Raw genomic sequence first — 18,772 nt, forward strand, 5'->3', positions numbered from 1 at the left:
CGTAAGGGATGCTCATCGGGATTGACCTATTCAGGAAGCATAGTCCTGAAACCCGCAATCCAGAGCCCCTTCGGAAGCTGGCTTATCCTATCGGGGTTTGGAAAGGTCTGACAATCGACGCCACGTTATGTTTTGTTAACCTGAGGCGTATGGGGTGGGGGTGAATGATTGGGTATCAGATGGGGTGATTGGGGGATTGTTTGTTTAGTGTGCATATCCATTGCTGCGGTCACGGCGGCTTATGGTTTCGCTCTTACAGCGAGTCACTTTCGAAAAGCGCGAAAGTAACCAAAGCGCTTTTGCCCCGCCATTCGGTGCCTCGCTTAGGCTCGGCATGCCCTCACTCCGGCATTGCTCCGGGGGCCCGCCGCCATCGGCCATCCATGGCCGGGGGCGGCTACCGCGGCATCCTTGCCGCGGTGCCCCCTGCGCAACGCCTGCGTTCGGCCTCTGGGAAAGGGGCAACAGGTCAAAAGCCAAAGCAACGGCAACAGCAACAGCAACAGCAACAGCAACAGCAACAGCAAGATCAAAAGATCGCAGCCTCGCTTCGCTCGACAGCTCCTACAGGGAAATGCGTGCGCTTGAAGTCAGGCCGGCCGGCAGGCCGCCTTGCTTTTGATGTTGACGCACCGCCCCCTCGAGAGGCCGAGCGGAGGTTCTGCGTAGTGGGCAACCCGGCATGGATGCCGGGTTAGCCGCCCCCGGCCATGGATGGCCGATGGCGGCGGGCCCACGGAGCAGGACCGGAGCGAGGGCATGCCGAGCCGAGGCGAGGCACCGAACGAAAGGGGCAAGAGCGCTTTGGTTACTTTCGCGCTTTTCGAAAGTGACTCGCTGTAAAAGCGAAACCGCCAGCCGGCACAACCGCAGAAACGGATATGTACACCATCAAAAATCCCGGTCGGCTATCAGGCCGCCATCGCAGGCAAGCCAGCTCCCACAATTTGATCGGTGTACATCTGCAAGAAACAGGTCGGTCATCAGGACGCCTTCGCGGGCAAGCCTCGCTCCTACGGGGGGCTGAGTGAACCCTGCAGGAGCAAGGCCAAACTCAGGCCAGGCTTTTGCTGACCACCTCAAACACATCACTGGACAGCTGCCCCGAAGCGCGAATCCGCTCCAGCTCGCCTTTCATCAATGCCTGACGAGCATCGTCGTATTTGCGCCAGCGAGTCAGCGGCGCCAGTTGGCGAGAGGCGATCTGCGGGTTAAACCCGTTCAGCTCGATCACCAGATCCGCCAGGAAACGATACCCGGAACCGTCGGCCGCGTGGAAGTTGATCAGGTTCTGCCCGGCAAACGCGCCGACCAGCGCCCGCACCTTGTTCGGGTTCTTGATGGTGAACGCCGGATGCTGCATCAAGGCTTTGACCCGCTCCAGACCGCCCGGCAATGGGCTGCCGGCCTGAACGCTGAACCACTGATCCATGACCAGCGGATTGTCCTTGAAGTGTTCGGCGAAGGTCGCCAACGCCGTGGCTTTCTGTTCTTCGAACGGCGAATTGACCAACACCGCCAACGCCGTCAGACGCTCGGTCATGTTGTCGCTGGTGTCGAATTGTTCAAGGCTTGCCGCCAACACTTCCGGCTTGCCGCAGAGCATCAGGTATGACAGCGCAATGTTTTGCAGGGCGCGGCGGGCGAAATGCTCGGCTTCGGCCACATACGGCGTTTTCTTCGAGAGATCGCGATTGGCCTGATAACGCAACCACAATGCCTCGAACAAGCCTTCAGCCAATTGCTTACGGGCAAACTCGCGGGCCGTGTGAATGGCGTCTACGTCAGCCACTTCACTGATCTCGGTCAGGTACGCCTCACCCGGCAGCGAGAGCATTTCGGCGACCATCGCCTGATCCAGCGTATCGTCGGACAGCACGGTACGCAGCGCTGAAACCAAACGCTGATCCAGCACCAGCGCTTCGCCCTTCTGTTGCTGTTCGATCAACTCTTGCAGCACCTGCACCGACAATTGCTGACCGGCATCCCAGCGGTTGAAACCATCACTGTCGTGCTGCATCAGGAACATCAACTGATCGCGGTTGTACGGGAAGCTCAGTTTCACTGGCGCCGAGAAGCCGCGCAGCAATGAAGGCAGCGGCTTTTCAGCGATGTCGATGAAGGTGAAGGTCTGCTCGGCTTCAGTCACCGAAATAACCCGCGATGTGCCTTGAGCATTGGCCTCACCGGCAAGACGCAGGGCAATTTCGCCGCCCTTGCTGTCCAGCAGGCCCAGTTCCACTGGAATCACGAACGGCAGTTTTTCCACCTTGTCCGGGGTTTCCGGGCAGCTCTGGCGGAAGGTCAGGCTGTAGGTTTTCGCCGCGGCGTCGTAGGACTCGCTCACCACCAAACGTGGGGTGCCGGCCTGGCTGTACCAGCGTTTGAATTGAGTCAGGTCAACGCCGTTGGCGTCTTCCATGGCCTTGATGAAGTCGTCGCAGGTCACGGCTTGGCCGTCATGGCGCTCGAAGTACAGGTCGCTGCCTTTGCGGAAGCCTTCAGCGCCAAGCAAGGTGTGGATCATGCCGACCACTTCCGAACCCTTTTCGTACACGGTCAAGGTATAGAAGTTGGAAATCTCGATGAAGCTGTCCGGGCGCACGGCGTGTGCCATCGGGCCGGCGTCTTCGGCGAACTGGTGGGTGCGCAGGTACGCCACGTCCTGGATGCGCTTGACCGTGGCCGAATTCATGTCGGCGGAGAACTCCGAATCACGGAACACGGTGAAACCTTCCTTCAGCGACAGCTGGAACCAGTCGCGGCAGGTCACGCGGTTGCCGGACCAGTTGTGGAAGTATTCGTGGGCAACGATCGCTTCCACACGCTGGTGCGCGGCGTCGGTAGCGGTTTCGGCGCGAGCCAGCACGGCGCTGGAGTTGAAGATGTTGAGGCCCTTGTTCTCCATGGCGCCCATGTTGAAGTCGTTGACCGCGACGATCATAAAGATGTCCAGGTCGTACTCGCGACCGTAAACCTCTTCGTCCCAGCGCATGGACTTTTTCAGGCTGTTCATGGCGTGCTGGCACTTGTCGATGTTTTCCGGCTCGACGTAGATGCGCAGCGCCACGGAGCGCTCGGTCATGGTGGTGAAGGTGTCTTCGACGCACCACAGGTCACCGGCTACCAGCGCGAACAGGTAGGCCGGTTTCTTGAACGGGTCTTCCCAGGTCGCCCAGTGCCGGCCGTCTTCGCCCGGACCTGAGGCAATCGGATTGCCGTTGGACAGCAGCACCGGATAGCTGTGCTGCTCGGCGACCACCGTGGTGGTGAACGTGCTCATCACGTCCGGGCGGTCGAGGTAATAGGTGATCTTGCGGAAACCTTCGGCTTCACACTGGGTGCAGAACATGGTGCCGGATTTGTACAGGCCTTCCAGGGCGGTGTTGGTTTCCGGGTGGATCTTGACGCTGGTGTCGACCGTGAAGCTAGTGTCGGTCGGTTGCAGGGTCAAATGGTTCTCGGTCAGTTGATAGTCGGCGGCGCTCAGCTCACGATCGGCCAATGTCACCGACAGCAGCTCGAGTTGCTGGCCGTCCAGCACCAGCGGCGGCAGGCCCGGGCCACGTTCAGGATTGCGGCGCATCACCAGTTGCGCATGGACCAGGCTGTGGTCCTCGAACAACTCGAAGGTCAGGTGCGTCTCGTCGATCAGGTACTCAGGTGCCTGATAGTCCTTCAGGTAGATCATCTTCGGTTGTTCGGTGCGCATACTGGAATCCTTACTGATGCACGGCGAGCTGGTAGGCCGTGTATTTACGAATATTGATCACGCCGGTGTCGAAAATCAGGTACTGCCCCTTGATCCCCAACAGCGTGCCTTCGGCAATCGGGTTCTTGTCCAGGTTGAAGCTGACAATCTTGACCGGGTATTGCTCGATCGGATAGCGGATCTCGAGCGGCTCGACATCGGTAATGGTCTGGATTGCTTGTAGGCCAAATCGTTCCTGCAATGTTTGCAGGCCTTCGGCGCAGCTCTCGAACAGCTGATCTCGAACCTGCGCCAGATCCACCGACACCGCATCGCCCTTGAGTAAAGCACGCCAGTTGGTTTTGTCGGCTACCTGGCTGCGGAACAGGTCTTCGACGAAGCCCGACTGCTGACGGGTCGCGACGCGCATGATCGGCAAGGCCTGGCTGGCGCCCTGATCGAGCCAACGCGTAGGCAGTTGCGTGGCGCGAGTAATGCCGACCTTGATTCCCGACGAATTGGCCAGATACACCACGTGATCGGTCATGCAGAATTTTTCGCCCCACTCCGGATCGCGGCACGTGCCGGCGTCGTAGTGGCAACGCTCAGGGCTCATGATGCAGAGGTCGCACTGCGCCAGTTTGGTCATGCACGGGTAGCAGTAACCCTGGCTGAAACTGGTTTTGGTCTTGCGTCCGCAATGGGTGCAGTGGATCGCCCCCAGGTATTCCAGGCGCACCGTGGTGCCGATCAACGGATTGACCGGTACCTCGGCGTCGCCCAGACGAAAAGCGTACTGCACGTTCGGCCCGTCAAGGCGCGCCGACATTTTGCTGATTGCACCGCGGCCAATCTCGATCAATGGATGGCATCCGATTTGAACAGAATGTTTGGCACTTCGATCGACTTCGACGAGCATTCCTGCGGGCCCATGTAGCCGGTGCGCTCTTCTTCGGGCAGGTTCTGGATTTCCCAGGCGATCATCGCTTGCAGCGAGAGTTCGCGCTGCTCGGCAGTGAGTTTGCCGCCGTCGGACCATTTACCGATTTCCACCGCCAGTTTCAGGCTCTGGTAGATATCCGGGGTGATGTTTTTGATCATTTCGTTAAAAGAGGACATCAAGGGCTCCGCGCTCTTTAATTCACATAACTTATTTGGAAGTCAGTTTACGGCGGTTGTACAAACCGCCCAACAAACCGGTGAAGCATCCGATGAGTAACCCGCTGACGTGGGCCGCGTTGGCAATCTGGCCGAAACCGATCATCGAGACCAACCCGGACAGGCACACCAGCAACCACACCAGCATCATCACCAACACCCCTCGGGGCAGGCGATACGCCGGGCTCGGCGACAGAACCTGGAAGATCCAGCAATGCCCGAGCAGGCCGTACAGCACCCCGGACAACCCGCCAAACAGGCTCGGGCCGCTGAAAAGGAATTGGACAAAGTTGGACACCAGGCTGAACAGCAGCGTGAGGCCGATCAGGTTGATGCTGCCCTGACGCGACTCGATACGCCGCCCCAGTTCCCAGTACCACATGCCGTTCATGGCCAGGTGCAAGATGCCGAAGTGGATCAGCATCGGCGTCACCAGACGCCACCACTGCCCCGCCGCCAAGCTGTCGGCCAGTGGCGTGAAATGGATGTACTCACCGATCACTCGGAAATCGAGGAAGGTCAGCCAGCGTATCGTCTCGAGGTTATCGCCCAGCAGCGTCACCATGGCGACGATCAGGCTCAGCAGCAGCACCAACGCCGTAGCCTTGCTGCTGCGCAACTGCTCGGCGAAGCCTGGACGCGGCTGCGCCTGCGCGGTTGGGATATCCAATTGCTGATCGGGGTCGCCTGCCGGGAAGCGTTCGTACAATGAGCGCACGTCTTCGCTGATGTTGGCCGGCACCCACAGCACTTGCTCGCCCGCCTCTTCGCTGACCCGATGGGGCACTTGCATGCGCTGCAGCAGTTGGACGAACCCGCTCAAATCCACCGCCAGAGGCAGACGCAATACCGCCACCGCCGTCATTGCAGCACCTCCGGTCGTTCGACATCGACCCAGACAAATTTATGCGGGTCGAGACGGGTTTCCTGATCCAGACGATAAGCCACCAGTTTGCCGTAGAGCACTGCGCTGTAATCCAGGCACGCCAGGTTCGGGCGGATCGGCGCCGGTTTACCGCTACGCCAGTAGTGGCCGACAAACAACAACGGCTCATCGATGCCGTAGCGCAGCAAGGTGTCTTTTTCGCTGGACGACAGTGGTGTGCGGGCCACCGGCTCAGGCAAGGCGTCGGGCTGGAACACGATGTCTCCGTAGGTTTGCGGGTCGTCTTCCCAGAACTTGGTGCGGAAAAACGAGCGCGTCAGGCCATCGCCACTGGTCATGGTCAACCCGTCGGGCAAGCGCATGTCGGTGCCGCGCAACAGGCGATCGAACACGGTGCAGGCAAAACTGCCCGGTACCGCGGAGGCCTGGAGGAAATGTTCATCGATGCAGCCGTCGGGAAACAACCCGCGCAACGGCTCGATCAGGCCGGCATCCCAGCAGGCATGCACCACCCGGAAACGCCCGGCATCGATGAACAATGGCAGCTTATAAAACCATTGCAGGAAGTCATGCCATTCAGCGGGGTGATCCTCGAACTGGGCCAGGGTTTCCTTGAGCAGGCGCGCGTGGCGCGGCGTGTGTTCACGCACGAACTGCTGGCCACTGCCCGGCGGCGCCGGCGTGCTCCAGCCGAGGGCGTTGAATTCATGGTTGCCCATGATGCACAGCGCCTGCCCGGCCTCGACCATGTCGTGGACGATGTGCAGCGCCTCGCGAATCCGCGGGCCGCGGTCGATGATGTCGCCGAGGAACACCGCCATGCGCGACGGATGCCGCCAGACGCCTGCCTGTTTGTGGTAACCGAGCCGGTCAAGCAAGTGCTCAAGGGTCAGAGCGCAACCGTGCACGTCACCGATCAGGTCGTAGCTACGCGCGGGATCGAGCATCAGTCGCCTCCACCACCCAACTTGCTGCCCCAGCCGAGTTTGGTCCGGCAGACTTCATAGTAGTTGTGGTCCAGCGGATGAATCAGCCGCAGTTTCTGCGCTTTCTTGCTGATGGTGATGGTGTCACCGGGCGCGCAGGTGAAGTGATTCTGCCCGTCACAGGAGACTTGCGGGTAAATCTGCATATCTTTGGACACGACGATTTTCAGCTCACTGTTGCCATCGACCACGATCGGCCTGCCTGACAAGGTATGGGGGTACATCGGCACAATCACAATGGCGTCGAGCTTGGGATGCATGATCGGGCCGCCCGCCGACAGTGCGTAAGCGGTCGAGCCGGTCGGCGTGGCGACGATCAGGCCGTCGGCCTTCTGGCTGCAGACGAACTGGCCGTCGATGTACAACTCGAACTCGATCATCCGCGTCGATTTGCCGGGGTGCAGCACCACGTCGTTCAGCGCATCGCCCTGGCCGATGGCCTCGGCGTGGCGACGGACTTCGGCTTGCAGCAGGAAGCGGTTTTCCACCAGATAGTGGCCGTCGAGCACTTCGGCGACTTTGACTTCCAGCTCATCGGGACGAATATCGGTCAGGAACCCCAGGCTGCCCCGGTTGATGCCGAGCACCGGAATATTGTGCTTGGCCAGGGCACGGGCGGCGCCCAGCAGACTGCCGTCACCCCCGACCACAATCACCATGTCACAGACTTCACCGAGCATCTTGCGCGACGAAGTTTGCAGGCCATGCCCCGGCAGGACTTCGGCGATGGTGTCTTCGAGGATCACGTGCAGGTGACGATCGAGCAGAAACCGTTTCAGTCGGCGGACGGTATCCAGCACCTGGGAACTGCCCAGGCGACCGATGATGCCGATATTACGAAATTGCTCCATGGGGCTCCTATTGGGACGCGGAGGGCCTGCGACGGCGAAAAACACGATTATGGGCGAAAGCGCGGCGTAGACAAAACCCTTTCAGCCACGACGGTGCGCTCGCGTTTCGGGCTATGCTCGCAAGATGATCCTATTTCCAGATTTGCTCCAGTTACCTCACCAGTTGCGCCACCCTGAAGTGCGCGACCTGGCTTGGGTCATCCTCGCGCCGCCGATGCTCAGCGTCACCCCGTGGCCACAGCGTCATCCGCTGGCCGGCAGCGATTGGGTGCAGGCACCGGAGCGCCTGGAATACTGGCTCAGGCAACTGGATCGCGACAGTTACGATTTGCTGCACTGGCTGGCCCAAGCCAGGACCCGACGGCTGGGTCTGTATTACGAGCGCCTATGGCAATACGCCGTGCGGCACGCGCCGGGCATCGATCTGATTGCCGCCAACATGCCGATCCGCCGTGAAGGCCACACCTTGGGTGAGCTGGACATGCTGCTGCGTGATCGCGATGGTGTGCATCACCTGGAACTGGCGATCAAGCTCTATCTGGGACCACAGAACGGTGACGGCCATGACACCGCGCAGTGGCTCGGACCGGGTTGTCATGATCGGCTCGACCGTAAACTGAAGCACCTGAGCCAGCATCAATTGCCGATTTCCGCGCGAGCGGAGAGCCGTGCAGTGTTGGCGTCGCTGGATATCCAGCAGTTCAGCGCGCATTTGTGGCTGGGCGGTTATCTGCTTTATCCGTGGCCGGGGCAGGCTGAGTCCCCCAGCGGCGCGCACCCTCAGCATTTGCGCGGTAGCTGGTTGCATCAGAAAGACTGGGCGGACTTTGTCGTGCAGCGCCCATCCGGTCGCTGGCAACCCCTGCCCCGCCATGCCTGGCTGGCGCCGGCGCATTATCCCGAAGAGCAAACCTGGAACGCTGAGCAGCTGAGTGCATGGCTGAGCGATCTGGACCCGCTGGCACCGGCGCAATTGATGGTGCGGCTGACAGAAAATGGCGAAGGCGATTGGGAAGAAGCCGAGCGGCTGTTTCTGGTGTCCGATCTTTGGCCGAATGTGCCGGGTAATGGTTGAGTTTTGTGGTGAATGGATAAGCGCACCCTATGTAGCAGCTGCCGAGCCTGCGAGGCTGCGTTCGGCGGCGAAGCCGTCGTGAAAGCAAACAACGCAGTACTTCAGGAATACCGTGCACAAGGATTTACGACGGCTTCGCCGCCGAACGCAGCCTCGCAGGCTCGGCAGCTGCTACACAAGCTACAAGGCGCCGGTCATTGCTTCTTATGCTGCTCAACCCACAACGCATACGCATCGATGAATTTCTGCAAGAACGGCCTCACCGACTCCGACAACTTCCCTGCCTCGTCAAACGCTGAACCGGCGCCGCCCAGATAGGCTTCCGGCTGCTGCATGCACGGCACATTGAGAAACACCATGGACTGGCGCACGTTGTGGTTGGCCCCAAATCCGCCGACGGCGCCCGGTGAAGCGCTGATCACCGCACCCGGCTTGCCGTTCCAGGCGCTCTTGCCATAGGGGCGCGACCCCACGTCGATCGCATTCTTCAATGGCGCCGGCACCGAACGGTTATATTCCGGGGTTACGAACAGCACCGCGTCGGATGAGCTCACTTGTTGCCGGAAAGTGCTGTAGGCTGCCGGCGGTGACTCGCCATCGATGTCTTCGTTGTAGAGCGGCAAATCGCCGATTTCGACGATATTCAGCTTCAAATTGGCAGGCGCCAGCTCGGCCAGCGCCAGCGCGACCTTGCGGTTGATCGACGCTTTTCTCAGGCTGCCGACCAGAACGGCGATCTCGTAGACGTTGCTCATGGAAGATTCTCGACTATCCGATGGGAAGAGCTTCTAGTTATAGATGATCAAATGACGATTCAACCAGCGGGCGACGGAAAATCGCCGCCCCTGACTATTTTTTTCCTGTAGGAAAACTTACCTCGCCCAACCACGGTCTACAGAACCGCAAATTGAGTGATTTATCTCCAGAGGTTCTAAGCAGATGGCAGCAGTACTCGTCGGTCAGTTCCATGCAAGAGACGCGGAAGGCCGCGTTTATTCCGTGCATGAGTTCCAGGAATCCACCCCGTCGCACGACGGTCTCGCCGGCTCTGCGCCTGTCACCACCTATAAGCTGGCCATTGGCGACCGGGTCAACAAACTCGACGACAACGAGTTTTTGCTTGTGCAATCAGGTGTCACCCTTATTCGCGAACCTGAAACGAACGTCGCCTCATAACCCGCTGTTATGAGCAGAAGTCATATGCGCGCACTTGAGTTAGGATTCAGTGACTGACTCCCTCACCTGCTGAACATGGACTTCACGCATGCGTTTACGTCATATCGAAGTGATCCAGGCGCTCCTGCAGACCGGTCACCTGGGCACCGCCGCCGAATGGCTGCAACTGCCGGTGGCCGAGGTTGAACGCACCCTGCGTGATGCCGAGGATCAGTTGGGTTTCATGCTGTTTGCCAGCGTGCGTGGTCGCCTGCAAGCCACGCGCGAGGCGCGGGAGTTGCAGGTCGAGATCGCCCACGTCTACGAAGCCCTTGAGCCGGTCCAGCGACTGGCCAACAGCCTCAAGCAGTATTTGGCCCCGCCCCTGCGAATCATCTGCACCCCGCCGTTGGCACAACAATTGTTGCCACACAGCATCGCGGCCCTGCGCCGACGCCTGCCCGACGCACCTTGCACCCTCCTGAGCCAGCCGACCCGCGAGATTGTCAGAAGCCTGCTACTGCGTGAAAGCGATCTGGGCCTGAGCCTGCATGACCCGGACCACGCCGATATCCATTGCCAGGTCATCGCTCAAGGCAAGCTCCAGCTGCTGGCGCCCCATGGCTGGCTGCAACCGAAACAGAAGTACATCTCGCTGCAGGACCTGGCCGGCCAGTCGATGGTCGGCCTGGAAGGTCACGATCCGTTAAGCCCGGCGCTGGACAACAAGCTGCATGCGCTGCGCCCTGCCCCGGTCATCCAGACCCGGGTCCAGACTCATCAAATGATGCGCAGCATGGTCGAGGCCGGTGAAGGCCTGGCGATCGTCGACCCGTTCACCGCCCTCGGCGCCAAATCGGCCGGGCTCGACGCCTGCCCGCTGGCGCCTGCCATTCCGATCAGCGTGTATGCCTTGAGCCTGAAGAGCGCCGAGCACTCTTCAGCCGTTCAAGCACTGCTGGACATCATCACGGAACAAGCCGTGGCGATGCTGGCGAGCTGAGCTTGCTTTCCAGCTGATTATCGAACAATCGATACCAGAACAGCGCCACTTCGGCGGTGTTCGGATCGATCCCCCGATAGCGCAGATGATCGACGCCGCCAACCACATAGCCACAGCGCTCATAAAGTCGACAGGCGCCCAGATTGTTGTTCTGGGTTTCCAGCATGATGCCCGGCAGCTTTTTCTTGCGACTCCAGAACTGCGCGACGTCCAGTAGCGCCTTGGCCACACCATGACGACGCGCCGGTGCATGCACCGCCAATTCGTCGATATGGGCGAAACCGTTCCAGTTGGTACTGACCACTAAATGACCCACCGGCTCGTCATCCAGATAGGCCATGAAAATCTCGCTGTCAGCGGCATCGCGAAAACTGCTGAATTCCTCGGGATCGATGCCATAACACTTGCGATACGGGGTGATTGGCGTCACCGGCCATTGCGCCACCGGCTTACCGATTTGCGCGGCACCATAGGCGGCGACTTCAAAACTGAAATCACTGCCCCAGATATAAGCCGCAAAACCCTCATCGGCGACACGCACCGAGAGGCCCGGGTATTTGGGATTCATGACTGGTTGCATACTCGGAAAGGTCCTCATTCCTTGATGCAATCGACGGTGTAATGCCGTCCATTGCCCTCGTCTTCGTGTTGCAAGCCATGCACATCGGCGACAAATCCGGGGAAGCTGCTGTCGAACGTACGAGCAAACTTAAGGTAATCGATGATCGAACGGGTCGCTTCGGTAAACCGCTCGCCGGGCATGATCAACGGGATCCCCGGCGGGTATGGCACCAGCATTACCGCCGCGATCCGCCCGTCCAGAGCATCGATCGAAACAGCCTCAACCTCCCCGCGTACCAATTGATCATAGGCGTCCGCCGGCTTCATCGCGACTTCCGGCAGCACCGTGTACATGCGTTTGAGGTGTTTGGCCGTGGCATTGCTGCGATAACAGGCGTGCAATTGATCACACAGATCGCGCAGACCCATGCCCTGATAACGGCCAATATTGTGTTGCGCCACGCATGGCAGGCAGGTGGCCAGGCTGACGTTGGCGTCGTAACTGCGCTTGAACTCCAGCAGCTCGGTCAGCAGCGTGCTCCATTTGCCCTTGGTGATACCCATGGAAAACAGCACCAGAAACGAATACAGCCCGGTCTTTTCCACGACCAGCCCACGTTCCCAGAGGAATTTGCTGACCACCGCCGCCGGAATTCCCCGCGCGCTCAGGGCTCCGCCCGCCGTCAAACCCGGCATCACCAGCGTGACCTTGATTGGATCGAGCAGCACGTAGTCGTCGGTCACGCCGCCAAAGCCGTGCCAATCGGCGTCGGGTTGCAGCAACCAGTCTTCGGTGACGACATGCTCGATTCCCTCCGCCGAGGGTGGTTGCCAGATGGAAAACCACCAGTCATCGGCGGCAATATGCTGGCGCAAATTGGCCAGAGCCCGGCGAAAACTCAGGGCCTCGTCGAACATTTCCTGCAACAGCGAACGCCCGGCCGGCCCTTCCATCATCGCCGAGGCTACATCCAGCGAGGCGATGATGCTGTACTGCGGCGAGGTCGAGATGTGCATCATGAATGCTTCGTTGAAACGGTCGCGATCCAGCTGCCGCGCACCACCGTCCTGAACGTGAATCATCGACGCCTGACTGAACGCCGCCAGCAGTTTGTGCGTGGAGTGCGTAGTGAACACCAGCGGGCTGTCTTCGCTGCGGGAAGTGCCCATGCCGTAACGGCTGGCGAAGAACTCGTGAAACGCCGCGTAGGCGAACCAGGCCTCGTCGAAATGCAACACCTCGACGCTGTTGCCCAGGCTCTGCTTGATCAGCTCGGCGTTGTAACAGAGGCCGTCGTAAGTCGAGTTGGTCACCACCGCCAACTTGACCTTGGGCTCGCGGCCCTGGGTCAGCGGGCTGGCGTCGATCTTGGCCTGGATCGATTCGCGGCTGAATTCGCTCAACGGAATCGGGCCGATAATCCCCAGCTCATTGCGCTCCGGGCACAGGTACAACGGAATCGCACCGGTCATGATGATCGAGTGCAGCACCGACTTATGGCAGTTGCGATCCACCAGCACCAAGTCATCGCGGGCCACCATGGAGTGCCAGACGATCTTGTTGGCGGTCGAGGTGCCATTGATCACGAAAAAGGTGTGATCGGCACCGAAATTGCGCGCGGCTCGCGCTTCTGCCTCGGCCAGCGGGCCGGTGTGATCGAGCAGCGAACCGAGTTCCGGTACCGACACCGACAAATCCGAACGCAGGGTGTTTTCCCCGAAGAACTGGTGAAACGCCTGCCCCACCGGGCTCTTGTGATAGGCCACGCCGCCGCCATGGCCGGGGGTGTGCCAGGAATAATTGGAGTCGGCGGTGTGTTGCACAAGCGCCTTGAAAAACGGCGGCAACAGACCGTCCAGATATTTGCGTGCCGCGCGGGCGACTTGCCGGGCAAGGAAGGGCACGGTGTCTTCGAACAAATAAAGAATGCCGCGCAGCTGATTGAGTTCGGCCATGGCATCGGCTGGGGCATTTTCCAGGGTGACCTGTTCGCCGAGGGCAAAGATCGGCAGGTCTGGCGCCCGAACCCGTGCCAGGCGGATCAGCTCGGCCATGTTATGCAGAAGATGAGCATTGGTGCCGGCGTCTTCGGCGGCAATCAACATGCAAGAAAGGCCATGATGGGTCGAGGCGACCAGACGCCCTTCGTTGTAATCGACCGCCGAGACGATGTTGAAGCCTTCCTGCTCAAGCTCCCGGGCGATGCCACGCACACGATCACCGGCAACGGTGTCGGCCTTGATGTCGCGGTGGACGATCAGGACCGGGAATTTCAAATCTTTATACATGGGGCTCGGTGTCCTGAGGCAGCAGACCGTGGCCTGCCAATAACCTCAGGGTAGAGGGTTGGAGCGCATGTGGCGAGGGGGATGCCCTGGAGCGGATCAGCTACTGCACTCTTTTGTGGCAAGGACAGCGGCCCGGACACCCCACCTGTAGCAGCTGCCGAAGGCTGCGTTCGAGGGCGAAGCCCTCGCCTGCGGTGTGTCAGGACGACTGCATATCACCTATTGCGACCGCTACGCGCTCGAACGCAGCCTGCGGCAGCTGCTACATGGATTCGGTGAGTTACGCCTGAGCCTTGGCCTCGGCCAATTGCTGCCACAGCGACGGAGCGCCGGCGGATTTGGCGATGGCTTCAAGGCGCGCAATGTGCTGGGCCAGGTCTTCTTCACTGGCGCGAATGATCCGGATCGGCTGACGATCGGCCGGCAGACGACGGATTTCGGTGGCGGAGTTGTCCGCGCCTTCGCCTGAACCATTGCCATCGGACGCATTACCGGCCAGCGACAGGCTGGTCTGGCCGCCCGTCATGGTCAGGTAAACGTCGGCGAGAATCTCGGAGTCGAGCAAGGCGCCGTGCAGTTCACGGCCTGAGTTGTCGACGCCATAGCGTTTGCACAAGGCGTCGAGGCTGTTGCGCTGCCCCGGGTGACGTTCCCGGGCCATCATCAGGGTGTCGAGGATCGAGCAGTGTTGCGTGATGTCCGCGCGATCGTGGTGGCCCATCAGGGCGAATTCGTTGTTGATGAAGCCAACGTCGAACGCCGCGTTATGGATGATCAACTGCGCGCCCTTGATGAACTCGAAGAATTCATCGGCCACTTCGGTGAAGCGCGGCTTGCCCACCAGGAATTCGTTAGTGATGCCGTGGACGCCGATGGCGCCTTCGTCACTCTCGCGATCCGGTTGCAGGTAAACGTGGAAATGCCGGCCGGTCAGGCGCCGACCAATCAACTCGACACAACCGATTTCGATAATCCGGTGGCCGTCGGTCACCGGCATGCCGGTGGTTTCGGTATCGAGTACAACGGATCTGGTGGCCATCAGTGCTCAGCTCTCAACGGGTCAATCGTGCAAAAGCGGCGATGTTAACACGCTCGCCGGGGTCTTTCAGATACACCGTGTGGCACCCATCGCGAGCAGGCTCGCTCCACTGATCGTTCCCACGCTCTGCGTGGGAACGATCAGTGGTCGGGGGGATCAAGCCTGCTTGTACCCGCGCACTTCATCAACACCACGATTGGCCAGTTGGTCGGCCCGTTCGTTGCCGTGATGGCCGATGTGCCCGCGCACCCATTTCCAGGTGACGTTGTGGCGGTTGACCTGCTCGTCGAGCAGTTTCCACAGGTCGGCGTTTTTCACCGGTTCCTTGGCAGCGGTTTTCCAGCCGCGTTTCTTCCAGTTGGCCATCCACTCGTTGATGCCTTTCATCACGTACTGGGAGTCAGTTACCAGCAGTACGTCACAGGAGCGTTTGAGCTCTTCCAGGCCACGGATCGCGCCCATCAACTCCATGCGGTTGTTGGTGGTGTTGGCTTCGCCGCCCCAGAGTTCTTTTTCAATGCCCTTGCACACCAGCAACGCGCCCCAGCCGCCCGGGCCAGGGTTGCCCTTGCAGGCGCCATCGGTGAAGAGTTCTACGCTATCGCTCATGCCAATCTATCCAGAAAATGCGGTGGCTCGCCGATCGGTGACCGACGATGCCCGAGGCCGGGGCGAACCCGGCCGGGAAAATAAAATGTGTATTACGGTTCGAGGTGACGACGGTTGACCTTGGCCATCGGCAACGGAATCAGTTTGCCCATCGGTTCGCGCCGTTCCTGACGTACCGGGCGCAGGCCCACGACGATCTTGCGCGCGACCAATAAATAGAAGCCACCACCCGACAATTGCCAGTCACCGGCCTTGCGCTCCCAACCGGCCAGACGGGCCTGCCAGGCAGGCGACGCAAGGGGCGGACGATAGCACCCGAAGCGGCGTTTCTCCAGCGCGAAGCCCAGCAGGTTCAGCCAGTCGGCAACCCGCGACGGCGAAATGCAACGGGCCTTGCGCAAGGCGTCATGGGCGAACACATGACGCAAGCCCCAGCTGCTCCAGGGGTTGATCCCGACAATCAGCAGATGCCCGCCAGGCCGAACACTGCTCGCTGCTTCGCGCAGCAAACCGTGGGGCGACAGGCAGAAATCCAGCCCATGTTGCAACACCACCACATCGGCGGCGTGCTCGCTCAAAGGCCAGGCCTGTTCTTCGCAAACAATCTCGACCCCCGGCAACGGCGCACCGAGCCGCACATTGCGCTGGACCTGCGGTGCCGACGGCGGTGTTTGCGCCGAAGGGCCGTAATGCACCAGGTAACCGCCGAAGAAGCGCCCCAACTCGTCTTCGAGCATGCGTCGTTCTTCGTCCAGCAGAAATTGCCCGATGGGCCCGGACAGCCATTCACGGGCCGCGCTGATCAATGTCAGCCACTCAGGATCCGCCTGAGCAAACGCTTTATCGGTCATTGCATTCTCCAACGCGCCAGGAAGCTCTAAGATGCGCCAATGTTTTCCGCTTGGCGAATCCGACGATGATACAGATCACTGCCCTGCCCGCCTTCACCGACAACTACATCTGGTTGTTACAAGACCACGGCACTCAGCGCTGCGCCGTGGTCGATCCGGGCGATGCCGCGCCAGTACAAGCCTGGCTCGCGGCGCACCCGGGTTGGGTATTAAGCGATATTTTGATCACTCATCACCATCATGACCATGTCGGCGGCGTCGAGCGGCTGAAAAAAGCGACAGACGCGACCGTCTACGGCCCGGCCAGCGAAAACATCCCGGCGCGGGACGTGGCCCTCAAGGACAATGACCACATCAGCGTGCTGGGATGGGACTTCGACGTCATCCAGGTGCCGGGCCATACCCTGGGGCACATTGCCTTTTATCACCAGGGCCATTTGTTTTGCGGCGACACCCTGTTCGCCGCCGGTTGCGGACGGTTATTCGAAGGCACGCCCGAGCAAATGCATCACTCGCTGAGCCGCCTCGCAGCGCTGCCCGAAGACACGCTGGTGTACTGCACCCACGAGTACACCCTGAGCAATCTGAAGTTTGCCGCAGCGGTCGAACCGAACAACCCCGATACCCTCGAACGCCTGGCCAAAGTGACCCGGCAACGCGAAGCCGGAATCATGACGCTGCCTTCGACGCTGACACTGGAAAAGCTCACCAATCCGTTTTTGCGTACCGGCGAAACATCCGTTAAAGAAAAAGTGGACGAACGGACCGGCACCAATAACCGGGCTCCGAGTGCGGTTTTTGCTGCTCTTCGAGCTTGGAAAGATACGTTCTAGGGAGGCTGCTTGCTGATACAAAAATTCTGAATGGTTGACCGAAGGGGGTGCGCTTTCTAGAATCGCCCGACATTTTTGCCCGGAACTTACTTCCAGCCAATGTCGTCACCTATTCGTAAAGCCATCAATTCAGACGCATTGACCCGCTTGGCTCAAGCCATCGCGGTGGCTGTGTCCGCCACTTTGGCGGGCTGTTCCAGCCATGTGCCGCAGACCGAAGCGACACACACGCCGAACATCGCCGCTCGAGCCAAGCAAAAACCCATCTGGCTCAGCGAAAAACCGACACCGCAAATTCCACAGGACGTCTGGGAGCGCATGCGCCAAGGCTTCCAGTTGCAGGACAACCTGGGCGTCAACCCGCGCATCGAGCAACAGCGCCTGTGGTTCGCCAGTAACCCGTCCTTCCTCGAAAACGCCGGCGAACGCGGCAGCCTCTACATTCACTACATCGTCGAACGCCTTGAAGAACGCAACATGCCGCTGGAACTGGCGCTGTTGCCGGTGATTGAAAGCGCCTACAACCCGATGGCCTATTCCCGGGCCAACGCGGTGGGTCTTTGGCAATTCATTCCTTCCACCGGGCGTTACTTCAACCTGCGTCAGACCCGCTTCTATGATGGCCGTCGCGACATCACCGCCTCGACCACCGCGGCCATGGATTACCTGACCCGCCTGCACGACATGTTCAACGGTGACTGGTTGCTGGCCCTGGCGGCCTACAACGCTGGCGAAGGCACGGTCAGCCGGGCCATCGAGCGCAACGAACGACTCGGCCTGCCAACCGATTACTGGAACCTGCCGCTGCCTGCTGAAACCCAGGCCTATGTGCCGAAACTGCTGGCATTGTCGCAAGTGGTCCTGGCGCCCGAAGCCTATGGCGTGAACCTCAACCCGATCGCCAACGAACCGTACTTCCAGGTCGTCGAAATCAACCAGCGCATGGACCTGTCCAAGGTTGCCGCGGTGGCTAACATCGACGAAGACGAACTGTTCCAGCTCAACCCGGCCTTCAAGCAGCGCACCACCATCGACGGCCCCCAGCATCTGCTGGTGCCAACATCCAAGGCGCAACTGCTGACGACCAGCCTGTCGACCATGCGCCCCGAAGAGCTGATCAGTCCGCGTTCGCTCAAGCCGGTGTTCGAAGGCGCAGACGACAGCGAAATCGCCAGCCTCAAGCGCGCCTATCGGGTCAAGCGCGGCGACAACCTGGGCACCATTGCCAAGGCCAACAAGGTCGACGTCAAGGACCTGCAACGCTGGAACAAACTGACCGGCAAGAATCTCAAGGTCGGCCAGACCCTGGTAATGCAAGACACCACCAAGCGCAAATCCGGGCGCGTCAACACAGTGGTCGCGGCGAACAGCAAGGCGAACGGCAAGGTAACCAACAAGACGCAAAAGACCCAATACAAGGTCAAGCAAGGCGACTCACTGTACATGGTCGCCAAACGCTTCAACGTTGAAATGCAGCACCTCAAGCGCTGGAACCCTCGGGTTGGCCAGGCGCTGAAACCGGGGCAGATGCTGACGGTTGCTTCGCCGAATTAAGATTGATGTGATGCCGAAAAGATCGCAGCCCTGTAGCAGCTGGCGAAGCCTGCGTTCGGCTGCGCAGCAGTCGTAAAATCAGAGATTGCAATACGTCAGGCAAACCACGTTAGCCGGATTCACGACTGCTGCGCAGCCGAACGCAGGCTTCGCCAGCTGCTACACGGCGGCACCGGCACAATTAACGACGCATTAAACCCCCGTCTTTTTCCTGTCGATACAAGCTGTTAC

The 18,772-nt window shown here is 60.1% G+C and carries 17 protein-coding genes; 5 read left to right on the forward strand and 12 right to left on the reverse strand.

The window, feature by feature from the left end:
* Window positions 1–1,054 precede the first annotated feature (1,054 nt).
* From pepN to NHU87_RS24650, 6 genes are read right to left on the reverse strand one after another with little or no spacing between them, the layout of a single operon-like run.
* A complete protein-coding gene (gene pepN, locus NHU87_RS24625; protein ID WP_253553168.1) occupies window positions 1,055–3,712 on the reverse strand; it encodes an aminopeptidase N in 2,658 nt (885 codons plus the stop codon).
* 10 nt (window positions 3,713–3,722) lie between these two features.
* Window positions 3,723–4,553: a DUF2797 domain-containing protein gene (locus NHU87_RS24630; protein ID WP_253553170.1), complete on the reverse strand. Its 831-nt coding sequence runs from the start codon at window positions 4,551–4,553 to the stop codon at window positions 3,723–3,725.
* A complete protein-coding gene (locus tag NHU87_RS24635; RefSeq protein WP_007906784.1) occupies window positions 4,550–4,810 on the reverse strand; it encodes a YeaC family protein in 261 nt (86 codons plus the stop codon). Before NHU87_RS24635 ends, NHU87_RS24630 begins: the two co-directional genes overlap by 4 nt.
* 31 nt (window positions 4,811–4,841) lie before the next feature.
* Complete coding sequence (locus NHU87_RS24640) at window positions 4,842–5,714, reverse strand: rhomboid family intramembrane serine protease (RefSeq protein ID WP_253553172.1); 873 nt, start codon at window positions 5,712–5,714, stop codon at window positions 4,842–4,844.
* Window positions 5,711–6,685 carry a metallophosphoesterase gene (locus NHU87_RS24645; protein ID WP_253553207.1) on the reverse strand — a complete coding sequence of 325 codons (975 nt, stop codon included), beginning with the start codon at window positions 6,683–6,685 and terminating at the stop codon, window positions 5,711–5,713. The genes NHU87_RS24640 and NHU87_RS24645 overlap by 4 nt, the downstream gene beginning before the upstream one ends.
* The gene (locus NHU87_RS24650) at window positions 6,682–7,572 is read right to left on the reverse strand and encodes an NAD(+) kinase (protein WP_030130396.1); all 891 of its coding nucleotides are present in this window, start codon (window positions 7,570–7,572) and stop codon (window positions 6,682–6,684) included. Before NHU87_RS24650 ends, NHU87_RS24645 begins: the two co-directional genes overlap by 4 nt.
* A 124-nt stretch (window positions 7,573–7,696) precedes the next feature.
* Between NHU87_RS24650 and NHU87_RS24655 the strand changes: the two genes are divergently transcribed.
* Window positions 7,697–8,647: a DUF1853 family protein gene (locus NHU87_RS24655; RefSeq protein WP_253553174.1), complete on the forward strand. Its 951-nt coding sequence runs from the start codon at window positions 7,697–7,699 to the stop codon at window positions 8,645–8,647.
* Between the two features lie 194 nt (window positions 8,648–8,841).
* Here NHU87_RS24655 and NHU87_RS24660 read toward each other — a convergent pair whose 3' ends face one another.
* The gene (locus tag NHU87_RS24660) at window positions 8,842–9,402 is read right to left on the reverse strand and encodes an NADPH-dependent FMN reductase (protein ID WP_123359687.1); all 561 of its coding nucleotides are present in this window, start codon (window positions 9,400–9,402) and stop codon (window positions 8,842–8,844) included.
* Window positions 9,403–9,586: 184 nt separating this feature from the next.
* On the opposite strand from NHU87_RS24660, the gene NHU87_RS24665 reads away from it, so the two are divergent.
* Together NHU87_RS24665 and NHU87_RS24670 are read left to right on the forward strand one after the other, a co-directional pair.
* On the forward strand, window positions 9,587–9,823 hold the full coding sequence (locus NHU87_RS24665) for a hypothetical protein (RefSeq protein WP_253553175.1): 237 nt from the start codon (window positions 9,587–9,589) through the stop codon (window positions 9,821–9,823).
* 88 nt (window positions 9,824–9,911) lie between these two features.
* Window positions 9,912–10,805, forward strand: coding sequence for a LysR family transcriptional regulator (locus NHU87_RS24670; protein WP_253553176.1), 894 nt, complete (start codon window positions 9,912–9,914; stop codon window positions 10,803–10,805).
* On the opposite strand, the gene NHU87_RS24675 is transcribed toward NHU87_RS24670, so the two are convergent.
* From NHU87_RS24675 to NHU87_RS24695, 5 genes are all read right to left on the reverse strand, one after another.
* Complete coding sequence (locus tag NHU87_RS24675; RefSeq protein WP_253553177.1) at window positions 10,771–11,385, reverse strand: GNAT family N-acetyltransferase; 615 nt, start codon at window positions 11,383–11,385, stop codon at window positions 10,771–10,773. The genes NHU87_RS24670 and NHU87_RS24675 overlap by 35 nt on opposite strands.
* 14 nt (window positions 11,386–11,399) lie before the next feature.
* Window positions 11,400–13,655 carry an Orn/Lys/Arg decarboxylase N-terminal domain-containing protein gene (locus tag NHU87_RS24680; protein ID WP_253553178.1) on the reverse strand — a complete coding sequence of 752 codons (2,256 nt, stop codon included), beginning with the start codon at window positions 13,653–13,655 and terminating at the stop codon, window positions 11,400–11,402.
* 280 nt (window positions 13,656–13,935) lie between these two features.
* Window positions 13,936–14,694: a DNA polymerase III subunit epsilon gene (dnaQ, locus tag NHU87_RS24685; protein WP_052964264.1), complete on the reverse strand. Its 759-nt coding sequence runs from the start codon at window positions 14,692–14,694 to the stop codon at window positions 13,936–13,938.
* Between the two features lie 156 nt (window positions 14,695–14,850).
* Window positions 14,851–15,303, reverse strand: a complete 453-nt coding sequence (gene rnhA, locus NHU87_RS24690; protein ID WP_253553180.1) for a ribonuclease HI — start codon at window positions 15,301–15,303, stop codon at window positions 14,851–14,853.
* Window positions 15,304–15,395: 92 nt separating this feature from the next.
* On the reverse strand, window positions 15,396–16,154 hold the full coding sequence (locus tag NHU87_RS24695) for a methyltransferase domain-containing protein (RefSeq protein WP_008074391.1): 759 nt from the start codon (window positions 16,152–16,154) through the stop codon (window positions 15,396–15,398).
* A 65-nt stretch (window positions 16,155–16,219) separates the two neighbouring features.
* Here NHU87_RS24695 and gloB point away from each other — a divergent pair, with 65 nt between their 5' ends.
* Together gloB and NHU87_RS24705 are read left to right on the forward strand one after the other, a co-directional pair.
* Complete coding sequence (gloB, locus tag NHU87_RS24700; protein ID WP_253553182.1) at window positions 16,220–16,987, forward strand: hydroxyacylglutathione hydrolase; 768 nt, start codon at window positions 16,220–16,222, stop codon at window positions 16,985–16,987.
* 99 nt (window positions 16,988–17,086) lie between these two features.
* Complete coding sequence (locus tag NHU87_RS24705; protein WP_253553185.1) at window positions 17,087–18,541, forward strand: transglycosylase SLT domain-containing protein; 1,455 nt, start codon at window positions 17,087–17,089, stop codon at window positions 18,539–18,541.
* The last annotated feature ends 231 nt before the right edge of the window (window positions 18,542–18,772 follow it).

Origin of the sequence: Pseudomonas mandelii (assembly GCF_024138395.1) — a bacterium.
GTDB lineage: Bacteria > Pseudomonadota > Gammaproteobacteria > Pseudomonadales > Pseudomonadaceae > Aquipseudomonas > Aquipseudomonas mandelii_E.

What these genes read in the sequence shown, in the direction of transcription:
- NHU87_RS24670 (WP_253553176.1), top strand. Translation starts at nt 9,912, where the DNA reads ATGCGTTTACGTCATATCGAAGTGATCCAGGCGCTCCTGCAGACCGGT.
- gloB (WP_253553182.1), top strand. Translation starts at nt 16,220, where the DNA reads ATGATACAGATCACTGCCCTGCCCGCCTTCACCGACAACTACATCTGG.
- pepN (WP_253553168.1), bottom strand. Translation starts at nt 3,712, where the DNA reads ATGCGCACCGAACAACCGAAGATGATCTACCTGAAGGACTATCAGGCA.
- rnhA (WP_253553180.1), bottom strand. Translation starts at nt 15,303, where the DNA reads ATGAGCGATAGCGTAGAACTCTTCACCGATGGCGCCTGCAAGGGCAAC.
- dnaQ (WP_052964264.1), bottom strand. Translation starts at nt 14,694, where the DNA reads ATGGCCACCAGATCCGTTGTACTCGATACCGAAACCACCGGCATGCCG.
- NHU87_RS24680 (WP_253553178.1), bottom strand. Translation starts at nt 13,655, where the DNA reads ATGTATAAAGATTTGAAATTCCCGGTCCTGATCGTCCACCGCGACATC.
- NHU87_RS24655 (WP_253553174.1), top strand. Translation starts at nt 7,697, where the DNA reads ATGATCCTATTTCCAGATTTGCTCCAGTTACCTCACCAGTTGCGCCAC.
- NHU87_RS24665 (WP_253553175.1), top strand. Translation starts at nt 9,587, where the DNA reads ATGGCAGCAGTACTCGTCGGTCAGTTCCATGCAAGAGACGCGGAAGGC.
- NHU87_RS24640 (WP_253553172.1), bottom strand. Translation starts at nt 5,714, where the DNA reads ATGACGGCGGTGGCGGTATTGCGTCTGCCTCTGGCGGTGGATTTGAGC.
- NHU87_RS24660 (WP_123359687.1), bottom strand. Translation starts at nt 9,402, where the DNA reads ATGAGCAACGTCTACGAGATCGCCGTTCTGGTCGGCAGCCTGAGAAAA.
- NHU87_RS24695 (WP_008074391.1), bottom strand. Translation starts at nt 16,154, where the DNA reads ATGACCGATAAAGCGTTTGCTCAGGCGGATCCTGAGTGGCTGACATTG.
- NHU87_RS24705 (WP_253553185.1), top strand. Translation starts at nt 17,087, where the DNA reads ATGTCGTCACCTATTCGTAAAGCCATCAATTCAGACGCATTGACCCGC.
- NHU87_RS24650 (WP_030130396.1), bottom strand. Translation starts at nt 7,572, where the DNA reads ATGGAGCAATTTCGTAATATCGGCATCATCGGTCGCCTGGGCAGTTCC.
- NHU87_RS24675 (WP_253553177.1), bottom strand. Translation starts at nt 11,385, where the DNA reads ATGCAACCAGTCATGAATCCCAAATACCCGGGCCTCTCGGTGCGTGTC.
- NHU87_RS24635 (WP_007906784.1), bottom strand. Translation starts at nt 4,810, where the DNA reads ATGTCCTCTTTTAACGAAATGATCAAAAACATCACCCCGGATATCTAC.